Annotated in this window: 10 protein-coding genes; 8 read left to right on the top strand and 2 right to left on the bottom strand. The window is 45.7% G+C overall.

All coding sequences use genetic code 11. The annotated features are described in order from the left end of the window. The first annotated feature begins 60 nt into the window (after positions 1 to 60). The 6 genes from AACX38_RS11360 (at position 61) to ilvA (ending at position 6630) form a co-directional block, all read left to right on the top strand. Positions 61 to 153 (top strand): IlvGEDA operon leader peptide, encoded by a 93-nt coding sequence (locus tag AACX38_RS11360; RefSeq protein ID WP_099109290.1) that lies wholly within the window; start codon positions 61 to 63, stop codon positions 151 to 153. Between the two features lie 137 nt (positions 154 to 290). Then, positions 291 to 1937, top strand: coding sequence for an acetolactate synthase 2 catalytic subunit (ilvG, locus tag AACX38_RS11355; protein ID WP_228864341.1), 1647 nt, complete (start codon positions 291 to 293; stop codon positions 1935 to 1937). Beyond that, the gene (gene ilvM, locus AACX38_RS11350; protein ID WP_228864340.1) at positions 1934 to 2191 is read left to right on the top strand and encodes an acetolactate synthase 2 small subunit; all 258 of its coding nucleotides are present in this window, start codon (positions 1934 to 1936) and stop codon (positions 2189 to 2191) included. The genes ilvG and ilvM overlap by 4 nt, the downstream gene beginning before the upstream one ends. A gap of 25 nt (positions 2192 to 2216) precedes the next feature. Next, complete coding sequence (locus AACX38_RS11345; protein WP_228864339.1) at positions 2217 to 3143, top strand: branched-chain amino acid transaminase; 927 nt, start codon at positions 2217 to 2219, stop codon at positions 3141 to 3143. Positions 3144 to 3229: 86 nt separating this feature from the next. Further along, complete coding sequence (gene ilvD / locus AACX38_RS11340; RefSeq protein ID WP_228864338.1) at positions 3230 to 5080, top strand: dihydroxy-acid dehydratase; 1851 nt, start codon at positions 3230 to 3232, stop codon at positions 5078 to 5080. A 2-nt stretch (positions 5081 to 5082) separates the two neighbouring features. Then, complete coding sequence (ilvA, locus tag AACX38_RS11335) at positions 5083 to 6630, top strand: threonine ammonia-lyase, biosynthetic (RefSeq protein WP_228864337.1); 1548 nt, start codon at positions 5083 to 5085, stop codon at positions 6628 to 6630. A gap of 83 nt (positions 6631 to 6713) precedes the next feature. On the opposite strand, the gene ilvY is transcribed toward ilvA, so the two are convergent. Then, the gene (ilvY, locus tag AACX38_RS11330; protein WP_228864342.1) at positions 6714 to 7625 is read right to left on the bottom strand and encodes an HTH-type transcriptional activator IlvY; all 912 of its coding nucleotides are present in this window, start codon (positions 7623 to 7625) and stop codon (positions 6714 to 6716) included. Between the two features lie 166 nt (positions 7626 to 7791). On the opposite strand from ilvY, the gene ilvC reads away from it, so the two are divergent. Continuing rightward, the gene (gene ilvC / locus AACX38_RS11325) at positions 7792 to 9270 is read left to right on the top strand and encodes a ketol-acid reductoisomerase (protein ID WP_099119930.1); all 1479 of its coding nucleotides are present in this window, start codon (positions 7792 to 7794) and stop codon (positions 9268 to 9270) included. Positions 9271 to 9321: 51 nt separating this feature from the next. Here the strand turns inward: ilvC and AACX38_RS11320 are convergent, their stop codons facing one another. Further along, the gene (locus AACX38_RS11320; protein WP_228864336.1) at positions 9322 to 10437 is read right to left on the bottom strand and encodes a class II histone deacetylase; all 1116 of its coding nucleotides are present in this window, start codon (positions 10435 to 10437) and stop codon (positions 9322 to 9324) included. A 245-nt stretch (positions 10438 to 10682) separates the two neighbouring features. Between AACX38_RS11320 and rep the strand changes: the two genes are divergently transcribed. After that, the gene (rep, locus tag AACX38_RS11315) at positions 10683 to 12713 is read left to right on the top strand and encodes a DNA helicase Rep (protein WP_228864335.1); all 2031 of its coding nucleotides are present in this window, start codon (positions 10683 to 10685) and stop codon (positions 12711 to 12713) included. The last annotated feature ends 80 nt before the right edge of the window (positions 12714 to 12793 follow it).

Genomic DNA, 12793 nt, shown 5'->3' with positions numbered 1-12793 from the left:
AATAGAAAGTGATAATTCTAAAATATATGTCGAGCCTATAAAGAGTATGAACGCACTTTTATGAAGAAATATGTTCTTGTGATTAGCCTAATTATTAGCGTGGTAGTGATTATTCTACCGTGCGGGGGCGCACTTGGACGAAGGAAGGCGTAGACATAAAATACAGCCAGATTTCACAAAGACCCCCGCCCTAAAAAATAGAGCGGGGGTTTTTTTTAGCACTTATAAATAAACATAAAACAACATCACAAGAAGCCACTGACAGAGTAAATACCGATAGGAGGATGGCTATGAATGGGGCGCAATGGGTTGTACAGGCACTACGGACACAGGGAGTGGAGAAAGTTTTCGGTTACCCCGGCGGAGCCATTATGCCAGTGTATGATGCTTTGTATGATGGTGGTATTGAACATTTACTATGCCGCCACGAACAAGGGGCGGTAATGGCAGCCATTGGTTATGCAAGGGCAAGCGATAAACCGGGAGTTTGTATTGCCACATCGGGACCAGGAGCAACAAACTTAATCACAGGGCTGGCTGATGCGCTATTGGATTCTGTACCTGTGGTTGCCATTACCGGTCAGGTAAGTTCTGAAGTTATCGGTACCGATGCTTTTCAGGAAATCGATATGTTGGGGCTTTCTCTTGCCTGTACTAAACACAGTTTTCTGGTGGAGTCGCTGGAAAAATTACCTCAAATTATGGCGGAAGCTTTTTCCATTGCTATGGAAGGCCGCCCCGGGCCTGTTCTGATTGATTTACCAAAAGATATTCAGTTAAAACAGGGGGATTTTACACCTTATTTGAGTCCTGCTGTTACCCCATCTCCTCTTCCTGAGAACGCACTGAAACAAGCCCGCAATATGATGGTTTATTCTCAAAAACCTGTTTTATATGTAGGAGGAGGGGTTGGAATAGCTGGCGCAGTACCTGAATTACGTCGTCTGGTGGAAGAGACGGGGATCCCGGTCGTTTCTACCCTCAAAGGATTAGGGGCTGCAGATGCCCAACATGAATGTTATTTGGGTATGTTAGGAATGCACGGAACAAAGGTGGCTAACTTAGCTGTTCAGTCCTGCGATTTGCTCATTGCTGTTGGAGCGCGTTTTGACGACCGTGTGACAGGAAAATTAGATACCTTTGCCCCCCATGCCAAAGTCATCCATATAGATATTGATCCGGCTGAATTAAATAAATTACGTCAGGCACATATTTCATTAAAAGGTAATTTAAAAACATTATTACCTTACCTACAGCAGCCTTTATCGATCGAAGCATGGCAACAAGAAGTTAAGCAGTTAAAAGAAATACATGCATGGCGTTATGACTATCAGGGCGAAAAAATTTATGCCCCAGCCCTATTGAAACTGATATCTGATCGCAAGCCACCTAATACTGTTATCACCACCGATGTTGGGCAGCACCAGATGTGGACAGCTCAGCATATGACGTTTGACAGACCGGAAAATTTTATTACTTCCAGTGGACTGGGAACGATGGGTTTTGGTATTCCTGCTGCAATTGGAGCACAGATGGTTCGCCCGGACGATATGGTTATTTGTATATCTGGTGATGGTTCTTTCATGATGAATGTTCAGGAGCTGGGGACGATTAAACGCAAGAAACTGCCGATCAAGATGGTTTTATTGGATAACCAGCGTTTGGGAATGGTAAAACAGTGGCAGGAGTTATTTTTTGACCGCCGTTATAGCGAAACAATCCTGACTGATAATCCAGACTTTATTACCTTAGCAAAAGCGTTTGATATTCCGGGTCAGCATATTACTGAAAAATCACAGATAAATGCTGCATTGGATGCCTTGTTCAATAGTGAAGGCCCTTATTTGTTACATGTATCGATTGATGAATTTGAAAATGTTTGGCCATTGGTTCCACCCGGCGCAAGCAATGCAAATATGTTGGAGAAGTTATTATGATGCAACATCAACTTGCTATTCAGGCTCGATTTTGTCCTGAAATTCTTGAAAGAATTCTGAGGGTTACCCGTCATAGGGGTTTTCAGATATGCGCATTGAATATGGATCATTCAATAGATAGTGATAGTGTATGTATTGAACTCACTGTTGCCAGCCAGCGTCCTGTAAATTTACTTTTTGCTCAGTTGGTCAAGCTGGTTGATGTTGCCGGTGTTGAGATACAACATAAGAAATCACAATTGATAAGCGCATAGTGCGCGATGGAAAGGAAACAAAATAATGACAAAGCAAGCTGATTATATTTGGTTCAATGGCGAAATGGTTCCTTGGGCAGATGCAAAAGTACACGTTATGTCCCATGCCTTGCATTATGGAACATCAGTCTTTGAAGGTATTCGTTGTTATAACTCCCATAAAGGGCCAGTTGTTTTTCGCCACCGAGAGCATATGCAGCGTTTACGTGATTCAGCCAAAATTTACCGTATGCCAGTGAGCCAGAGTGTTGATGAGTTAATGGAAGCTTGTCGTGCAACACTTCGCAAAAATAAAGTAGTCAGCGCTTACATTCGTCCATTAGTTTTTATTGGTGATGTGGGTATGGGAGTTAATCCTCCCGAAGGTTATCAAACCGATGTCATCATTGCTGCTTTCCCGTGGGGAGCCTATCTCGGTGAAGAAGCACTGGATCAGGGGATTGATGCAATGGTTTCTTCGTGGAATCGCATAGCAGCCAACACTATCCCGACAGCGGCAAAAGCGGGCGGAAATTATTTGTCTTCTTTGCTGGTGGGGAGTGAGGCACGGCGTCATGGCTATCAGGAAGGTATTGCTCTGGATGTTCATGGTTATATTTCAGAAGGCGCAGGTGAAAATTTATTCGAAGTAAAAAATGGTATCTTGTTCACACCGCCATTTTCTTCTTCTGCCCTACCGGGGATCACTCGGGACGCTATCATCAGACTGGCACAGGATCTCGGTCTGGAAGTGCGTGAACAGACTCTTTCCCGCGAATCACTTTATCTGGCTGATGAAGTTTTTATGACGGGTACAGCCGCAGAAATCACTCCGGTTCGTAGTGTAGATGGTATTCAGGTCGGGATTGGCCGGTGCGGGCCAGTTACCAAAAAGATCCAAAATACATTCTTTGGCTTATTTGATGGCACGACAGAAGATAAATGGGGTTGGTTAGACCCTGTGAATCCTTAATAAAAAAATAAAAAACTAACAGGCGGCTCGTTCCCCGCCTGTTTTCAGATGCTATCAATATTAGACAGATATGGGAGTGAAAAATAATGCCTAAATATCGTTCTGCTACAACAACCCATGGCCGTAATATGGCAGGAGCACGAGCTTTATGGCGTGCGACGGGGATGACTGATGAGGATTTTGGAAAACCTATCATTGCTGTTGTGAATTCATTTACTCAATTCGTACCCGGGCATGTTCATTTGCGGGATTTGGGCAAGCTGGTGGCAGAGCAGATTGAGGCTTCAGGAGGTGTTGCAAAGGAATTTAACACCATTGCCGTTGATGATGGTATCGCAATGGGGCATGGCGGAATGCTGTATTCATTGCCATCCCGTGAGCTGATTGCGGATTCTGTGGAATATATGGTGAATGCACATTGTGCGGATGCAATGGTGTGTATTTCGAACTGCGATAAGATCACCCCCGGTATGCTGATGGCATCTCTGCGCCTGAATATTCCGGTTATTTTCGTTTCTGGCGGCCCGATGGAAGCAGGAAAAACACGGTTATCGGATCAAATCATCAAGTTGGATCTGGTCGATGCCATGATTCAGGGAGCTAATCCGAATATCAGCGATGAACAAAGTGATCAGATTGAACGTTCTGCCTGCCCGACTTGTGGCTCCTGTTCCGGTATGTTTACCGCGAATTCAATGAACTGCCTGACGGAAGCCTTGGGGCTTTCTCAGCCGGGAAATGGTTCATTACTTGCTACACATGCCGATCGCAAGACTCTGTTTCTCAACGCGGGTAAGCGCATTGTTGAACTGACTAAACGTTACTACGAGCAAAATGACGACAGTGCGTTGCCACGTAATATTGCGACTAAAGCTGCATTTGAGAATGCCATGACGCTGGATATTGCAATGGGTGGATCGACAAACACTGTGCTGCATTTATTAGCCGCAGCGCAGGAGGGAGAGGTTGATTTCACCATGACAGATATTGATCGTCTGTCTCGTCAGGTTCCCCATTTGTGTAAGGTGGCACCAAGCACCCAAAAATATCACATGGAAGATGTGCATCGTGCTGGTGGTGTGATTGGTATTCTCGGTGAACTGGATCGGGCAGGGCTTTTGCATCGCCATGTGAAGAATATTCTGGGTTTAGATTTACCACAAACGCTGGCCCAGTATGATGTTATGCAAACCGCCGATGAAGCTGTAAAAAGCATGTATGCAGCGGGCCCGGCAGGTATTAGAACTACGCAGGCTTTTTCTCAGAACTGTCGTTGGCCATCTTTGGATACAGACCGGAAAGAAGGCTGTATTCGTGAACTTTCCTATGCCTACAGTCAGGATGGGGGGCTTGCAGTGCTGTCCGGTAACATTGCTGTGGATGGCTGCATTGTGAAAACCGCAGGAGTGGATGAAAGTATTCTGACTTTCCGTGGCCCGGCTAAAGTTTATGAAAGCCAGGAAGATGCCGTAGATGCGATTCTGGGAGGAAAAGTCGTAGCAGGTGATGTGGTTGTCATTCGTTATGAAGGCCCGAAAGGTGGCCCGGGTATGCAGGAGATGCTTTATCCGACGACCTACCTGAAATCAATGGGATTAGGTAAAAGTTGTGCTTTGATTACGGATGGACGTTTCTCGGGGGGCACATCGGGATTGTCAATCGGCCATGTCTCTCCTGAAGCTGCTAATGGCGGTTTAATTGGTTTGGTACATGATGGCGATATCATCGACATTGATATTCCAAACCGCAAAATTCAGTTGGATGTCAGTGAAAAAGAGCTTGCCGAGCGGGTACAGAAAGAATTATCCCGTGGCGATAAAGCATGGACACCCAAATTCCGGGAGCGTCAGGTTTCTTTTGCCCTGCGTGCTTATGCTTCGCTAGCGACCAGCGCTGATAAAGGGGCTGTACGTGATAAGACTAAACTGGGAGGGTAATCGTGGTAGTTTATCCTCTTAATCCCGAACCTAAAGGGGCGGAATATCTCAAAGCAGCCCTAAGTGCGCCCGTTTATGACGTTGCTCAGGTTACGCCATTACAGGAAATGAAAAAAATCTCCGCTCGTTTAAATAACACCATTTTGGTTAAACGAGAAGATCGTCAGCTGGTACACAGTTTCAAACTGCGTGGTGCTTACGCGATGATTGCCAGCCTGACGGAAGAACAAAAAGTCAGGGGAGTTATTACGGCATCAGCAGGCAATCACGCACAGGGCGTTGCATTATCGGCCAGTAAAGTGGGCATCAGATCGACTATTGTGATGCCGGTAGCGACAGCCGATATTAAAGTTGATGCTGTGCGCAGTCTGGGCGGAGAAGTGCTGTTGCATGGTGCGAACTTCGATGAAGCAAAAGCCAAAGCTATCGAAATGGCAAAGGAACACAGTTATACCTTTGTCCCTCCTTTTGATCACCCGGCTGTCATTGCAGGTCAGGCAACTCTGGCAATGGAATTGTTACAGCAGGATGTTCACCTTGATCGTATTTTTGTTCCGGTTGGTGGTGGCGGGTTAATTGCAGGTGTTGCTGTTCTGATTAAACAGCTTGTACCGGAAATGAAAATTATTGGAGTGGAAGCTGAGGATTCCGCCTGCCTGAAAGCCGCACTGAAAGCCGGGCACCCAGTCGATTTACCGAGAGTTGGTTTATTTGCGGAAGGTGTCGCCGTCAAGCGTATTGGGGATGAAACATTCCGCCTTTGTCAGAAATATGTTGATGATGTCATTACCGTTGATAGCGATGCTATTTGTGCTGCTGTGAAAGATATTTTTGAGGACGTGCGTGCCATTGCTGAACCCTCTGGTGCTCTGGCACTGGCAGGATTGAAGAAATACGTCCAGCAGCATCAGATCAAGGGAGAGAGGCTCGCGCATATTCTTTCTGGTGCGAATGTAAACTTCCATGGTTTGCGTTATGTTTCAGAGCGTTGTGAACTGGGAGAGCAGCGTGAGGCTTTGCTGGCGGTCACTATTCCTGAACAGAAAGGCAGTTTCCTGACATTTTGTCAGATGTTGGGAAGCCGCTTTGTGACAGAATTCAGTTATCGTTATTCGGATTCTGCCGAACCAAATAAAGCCTGCGTTTTTGTCGGTATCAGACTGAACCGTGGAAATGCGGAACGTATTGAAATTATTGAAGAGTTAAAAGCAGCAGGTTATCAGGTCGCTGATTTGACCGATGATGAAATGGCGAAACTACATGTCCGCTATATGATTGGTGGCAGGCCATCAAAGCCGTTGCAGGAGCGCTTATTCAGCTTTGCTTTCCCTGAATCGCCGGGCGCTTTGCTGAAATTTTTACAGACATTAGGAGCGCACTGGAATATTACGTTGTTTCATTATCGTAGTCATGGCACGGATTATGGGCGAGTATTGACGGCTTTTGAACTTTCAGAGGAAGAACTCTGTTTTGACCGACATCTGGATGAGTTAGGCTACGAATATCATGATGAGACGAATAATCCTTCGTTTAATTTGCTATTGAGATAGAAATACTCAGGCCTGTAGGAAACGAAGATAGCGCCATAACAGGCGCTATTAGTTTAATGATGAAATTTCTTCTGTCCTTATCATCATCCAATGCTTGATGAATAGCTATCAGACGATAGCAACCGCCAAAATGCTTTTATCAACGGTTCATTCAGCCGCTTGCTTAGGGTACAAACCCCCAATTCAAATGGTTCAACCAGTGAAATATTTTCTAGCAGCGATATACGGCTGCGTACCGGTTCCGGGCTGTTTTCAACGACAACCGCAGGAATGAGAGCGATACCGCAACCTAAAGCAACCATCGATACAATGGCTTCATGGCCTGAAACTGTCGCATAAATTTGTGGGTGATTAATTTTGTGGCGACGGAACCAAAGTTCGATGCGTTTACGGGAAGGGCCGTGTTCGGGCAGAATAAACGGGATCTCATTCCAGTCAGGCTGCTCCTGTGTGGCTAGTGATCTTACCGCACAAGGTAAAGCCGGGGCGATCAGAACTAGCGGGATTTCGCCAATCTTGGTAAAACTGATGTTATCAGGCAGTTTCTCAGGTTTACCTGCAATACCTAAATCCGCTTCTTCTGATTGAACTTTATCAACGGCATCGGCGGCATCGCCTGTTGTCAGTTTGATCTCCACCAAAGGGTGCTCAGCCCGAAACTTATCCAGAACCTGAGGAAGGTGGCTATAAGCGGCTGTCACTGAACAGAAAAGGCGTAATTCTCCCGTTAATGACGGGCTTTGGTGATTCAGCGAGTGAAGCAGTTGCTGATATTGTAATAATGTATGCTGGGCAAATTGTTTTAGCTGTTCGCCCGCAGTGGTGAGTTTTACTGTCCGGTTATCCCGGAGGAACAGTGGATGAGCCAATTGATCTTCAATACGCTGAATTTGGCGTGAAAGCGTAGAAGGGCTGACATGCATTGCTTTAGCCGTGCGGCCAAAATGACAACTTTCTGCAAGATGTAAAAACAATTTTAAATCACGTAGATCCATCGTTTCAGTGCCTTCTGCTGAAAGTTTTTTCTGCAAATTGTCTCAAAAAAGATATGTTGCGTAAACTGCAATATAGTCTTGTCAATATATCAATTTAAGCAATGTCTTTCATGGCATATATTGGCTGAATGCAAACAACATCACACCTAATTATATCGGAGTCACCATGGCTAACTATTTTGATACATTGAATTTACGCCAGCAGTTGGCGCAGCTGGGCAAATGCCGTTTTATGGCAAGAGAAGAATTTGCTGACGAGGCAGGGTATTTAAAAGGCAAGAAAGTGGTGATTGTCGGGTGTGGTGCACAAGGCCTGAATCAGGGGCTTAATATGCGTGATTCCGGTCTGGATATTGCCTATGCCCTGCGTAAAGAAGCCATTGAAGAAAAACGGGCTTCGTGGCGCAAGGCAACTGAAAATGGTTTCAGAGTCGGTACATATGAAGAGCTGATCCCACAGGCTGATTTGGTTATTAACCTGACGCCGGACAAACAACACTCTGCCGTTGTTCAGGCTGTTCAGCCATTGATGAAAGAAGGCGCTGCGCTGGGGTATTCCCACGGTTTTAATATTGTCGAAGTGGGTGAACAGGTTCGCAAAGATATTACTGTTGTGATGGTTGCTCCGAAGTGTCCGGGAACGGAAGTACGTGAAGAATATAAACGTGGTTTTGGTGTTCCGACTCTGCTTGCTGTACATCCGGAAAACGATGCAAAAGGCGAAGGTATGGCAATCGCGAAAGCATGGGCAGCAGCAACCGGTGGCCATCGGGCAGGCGTTCTGGAATCCTCATTTGTAGCAGAAGTAAAATCTGATTTGATGGGTGAGCAAACCATTCTGTGCGGCATGTTACAGGCAGGTTCTCTGCTGTGTTATGACAAGCTGGTGGCTGATGGCGTGGAGCCGGGCTATGCCGGTAAACTTATCCAGTTTGGCTGGGAAACTATCACTGAAGCCCTGAAACAGGGTGGGATTACGCTGATGATGGACAGGCTTTCCAATCCGGCAAAACTGAGGGCTTATGCGCTTTCGGAACAATTGAAAGCCATTCTGACTCCGTTATTCCAGAAACATATGGACGATATTATTTCCGGCCAGTTCTCTTCAGGCATGATGGCGGATTGGGCGAATGATGATAAGGATTTGTTGAACTGGAGAGCTGAAACCGGTCAGACACCATTTGAAAACTACCCTGATTACAGTGGTCATATCAGCGAGCAGGAATACTTTGATCATGGTGTATTAATGATTGCCATGGTTAAAGCCGGGGTTGAGCTGGCATTTGAAACCATGGTGGATTCAGGCATCATCGAAGAGTCTGCTTATTATGAATCACTGCATGAATTGCCATTGATTGCGAATACAATTGCCCGTAAACGTCTCTACGAAATGAACGTCGTCATCTCTGATACGGCTGAATACGGTAACTACCTGTTCTCTTATGTGGCAGTACCTCTGTTGCAGAAAGAATTCATGTCATCTTTACAGGCTGGGGATTTAGGTAAAGCTGTTGCTGATAATGGTATCGATAATGCTCAGTTGCGTGATGTTAACGATGCGATTCGTAACCACCCTATTGAAACTATAGGCCGGACTTTGCGTGGTTATATGACTGATATGAAACGCATTGCTGTTGGCGGATAATGATGCTATGCCCGATACGATGTATCGGGCATACTGTTTTCCCCGGTCGGGCTACAAATGAAATCTCAGTTTCAGTGCATCAATCTCTTGACGCTGGAATGTGTCAAAATGTTCTCTTGGCTGCTGTCTCTGGACCATTTCCAGTAAAGGATCCTGAACTTCCGTGCGAACGCCGCTTAATTCTTCCAGCACAGCCAGACCACAGAAAGGCACATAGAGTTCTGAATAACCACCTTCATGGACAACAACCAGCTTACCATCACATAATTCATCTGCTGCCTGCTGTATTTTGCGCGTCATTTCCCGGAAGCTGTCACTGTGTAATTGCATTCGAGCCAGCGGGTCCATGGCATTGGCATCATAGCCACTGGCGACAATAATCAACTCAGGCTGGTAACGGTATAGTGCCGGCAGGACGATTTGATCCATGGCATGCATATAGCTGTTGTGTCCGGCTCCGGCCATCAATGGAATATTGATATTGAAACCTTCTCCTTTACCTGCACCGATATCGTCTTCTCCACTATAACCTTCGGGATAGCAACCATCCTGATGCAGGGAAATCGTTAAAACGTCATCACGTTCCCAAAAGATATGTTGTGTTCCGTTACCGTGGTGAACATCCCAGTCAACGACTGCAACCCGCCCAAGCCCAAACTGCTTTTTGGCTCGTTCAATGGCGAGGGGAATATTGGCTAAATAACAAAAACCCATTGCTTGATCTGGCAGGCAATGGTGTCCGGGAGGGCGGGAAAGGCTATAGGCGTTATCGAGTTCACCATGCAGGACGGCCTCTACTGCGGCACAGGTTAGTCCGGCAGACAGTTTAGCTATCTCATAGCTGTCAGACCCCACAGGTGCTGCATGCCCAAGCAAACCGGTTCCATTATCGCTCATAGAATTAAAACGCTGTAAATACTCTGCTGGGTGGATGAGCTTTAAGGTCGCTTCATCAATAGGGTCAGCGCCTGATAGCTGCAATGATCGGCTTAAACCAGAAACATCCATTAAATTTTTCATTCTGCGTTTGGTTTCTGGTGATTCAGCATGTCCCGACCCAGAAGGAGGTTGTATCCATCCTCCAACAGGAAGCATAACAACATGCTGTATGCCGGAATTGTGCCAGAAGCAGATTTCATCAAAGAAAAAACCAGTTTTGCGTAACATATTGCATCCTCTCTGACAGGTTTTATGACATTGTTATTTATTACATATAGAAAAGTAGTCAATTTATTACGGATTAGGGGTTTTAAGATTTATAAAATAATTATTTTTGATTGTTGAATATTAGATTCACTCAAGAATAAATCATCGTAGTGGCCTGACTGGTGAAGAAAAACGCCTTATTACACGGCTTTCTGCTACAATTTCGTTCCTTACTTTTTTCATCCTGATATAACTTTCAAAACAGTATGCGATTAAATCCCAGCCAACAACAAGCGGTTGAATTTGTGACAGGACCTTGTCTGGTTCTGGCAGGTGCAGGCTCCGGTAAGACCAGAGTTATCACCAATAAGATAGCCCATCTGATACGTGCCTGCGGTTATCAAGCCCGCCATATTGCGGCTGTGACCTTTACTAACAAAGCGGCACGCGAAATGAAAGAACGTGTGGCACAGACATTGGGACGCAAGGAAACCAGAGGTCTGATGATTTCCACTTTTCATACGCTGGGGCTGGAAATCATTAAGCGTGAATACAAAGCGTTGGGCATGAAGAGTAATTTCTCTTTGTTCGACGATCAGGATCAAATGGCCTTGCTGAAAGATTTGACGGCGGATTTACTGGAGGAAGACAAAGATCTATTACAAAAACTGATCTCAAGTATTTCTGGCTGGAAAAATGATCTGATGCCTCCGGAACAGGTAATCAGGCAGGCTCGCTCAGAACAGGAACATCACTTTGCTGAGTGTTATCGGCGTTATGATTTACACTTGAATAGTTGTAATGTGCTCGACTTTGATGATCTGATCACTAAACCAACGTTACTGTTAATGCGGGATGAAGAAGTCAGAGAGCGCTGGCAGAATAGAATTCGTTATCTGCTGGTGGATGAATATCAGGACACCAACACCAGCCAGTATCAGCTGGTAAAATTATTGGTTGGCAACCGGGCACGTTTTACGGTGGTTGGTGATGATGATCAGTCAATTTATTCCTGGCGCGGTGCCCGTCCACAAAACCTGATCCTGTTAAAAGAAGATTTTCCTCAGCTTAATGTGATCAAGCTGGAGCAGAATTACCGCTCATCAGGGAGAATACTGAAATCGGCAAATATCCTGATTGCAAATAATCCCCATGTATTTGAGAAAAAACTTTTTTCTGAATTGGGTTATGGTGATCCTCTTCGTGTGATCGAAGCCAATAATGAAGATCATGAAGCTGAACGTGTAGTAGGTGAGTTGATCGCACATCACTTTATCAATAAAACCGATTATAAGGATTACGCAATCCTGTATCGCGGTAATCATCAATCCCGCATTTTTGAAAAGATGCTGATGCAAAGCCGTATTCCGTATCGTATTTCTGGCGGAACTTCGTTTTTTTCCCGGCCGGAAATTAAGGATTTACTTTCTTATCTGCGCGTACTGACTAATCCTGATGATGACAGCGCTTTTCTAAGGGTTGTCAATACACCGCGTAGAGAAATAGGTGCGGTGACGGTTCAGAAGCTAGGCGAATGGGCCAAGCAGCGTAACAAAAGTCTGTACCATGCCAGTTTCGATCTTGGTCTGGAGCAAAATCTCTCTGGCCGTGGATTGGCAGCCTTACAGCGCTTTACCCACTGGATGAATGAAATTTCACGTCAGGCAGAGCGTGAGCCACTGTTAGCGGTAAGGGATTTATTGCATAGCATGGATTACGAAAGTTGGTTATATGAAACATCCCCCAGCCCTAAAGCGGCTGAAATGAGGATGAAAAATGTTAACCAGCTTTTCACCTGGATGAGTGAGATGTTCGAAGGGGATGATCTGAATGAACCGATGACACTTTCTCAGGTTGTAGCCCGCTTCACTCTGAGGGATATGCTGGAACGCGGAGAGGAAAGTGAGGAGTCGGATCAGGTACAGCTTATGACGCTACATGCTTCCAAAGGGCTAGAATTCCCTTATGTTTTTATGGTGGGTATGGAAGAGGGATTATTGCCACATCAGAGCAGTATTGATGAAGATAATATTGAGGAAGAACGACGTTTGGCGTATGTCGGTATTACCCGCGCCCAGCGTGAACTCTTTCTCACCCTGAGTAAAGAGCGCCGTCAGTACGGGGAACTAATACGCCCGGAACCGAGTCGGTTTCTGTTAGAGCTGCCTCAGGATGATCTGGACTGGCCGCAAGGCAAGAAAGTGGTCAGTGCAGAAGAACGCATGAAACGGGGGCAGTCACGTCTTGCTGATATCAAATCCCGTTTTGGCCTTGGGCAGAAAACGGGTGGTGATTGATCTCGTCAGGAAAACCTGCTGTAACCCCTCACCCCAGCTGTATTTTCAGGTATGTATCTGGGGTGAGGGATTCATTTTTT

This window comes from Xenorhabdus sp. PB30.3, from assembly GCF_963895965.1.
Lineage (GTDB): Bacteria > Pseudomonadota > Gammaproteobacteria > Enterobacterales > Enterobacteriaceae > Xenorhabdus > Xenorhabdus stockiae.
The sequence above is the reverse complement of the archived record's forward strand: the minus strand, read 5'-3'. Positions and strand labels throughout refer to the sequence as shown.

Bases quoted from the DNA above. Each gene is read 5' to 3' on its own strand.
- AACX38_RS11320 (WP_228864336.1), bottom strand. From the start codon at position 10,437: ATGTTACGCAAAACTGGTTTTTTCTTTGATGAAATCTGCTTCTGGCAC.
- ilvD (WP_228864338.1), top strand. From the start codon at position 3,230: ATGCCTAAATATCGTTCTGCTACAACAACCCATGGCCGTAATATGGCA.
- ilvY (WP_228864342.1), bottom strand. From the start codon at position 7,625: ATGGATCTACGTGATTTAAAATTGTTTTTACATCTTGCAGAAAGTTGT.
- ilvG (WP_228864341.1), top strand. From the start codon at position 291: ATGAATGGGGCGCAATGGGTTGTACAGGCACTACGGACACAGGGAGTG.
- AACX38_RS11345 (WP_228864339.1), top strand. From the start codon at position 2,217: ATGACAAAGCAAGCTGATTATATTTGGTTCAATGGCGAAATGGTTCCT.
- ilvM (WP_228864340.1), top strand. From the start codon at position 1,934: ATGATGCAACATCAACTTGCTATTCAGGCTCGATTTTGTCCTGAAATT.
- rep (WP_228864335.1), top strand. From the start codon at position 10,683: ATGCGATTAAATCCCAGCCAACAACAAGCGGTTGAATTTGTGACAGGA.
- AACX38_RS11360 (WP_099109290.1), top strand. From the start codon at position 61: ATGAAGAAATATGTTCTTGTGATTAGCCTAATTATTAGCGTGGTAGTG.
- ilvC (WP_099119930.1), top strand. From the start codon at position 7,792: ATGGCTAACTATTTTGATACATTGAATTTACGCCAGCAGTTGGCGCAG.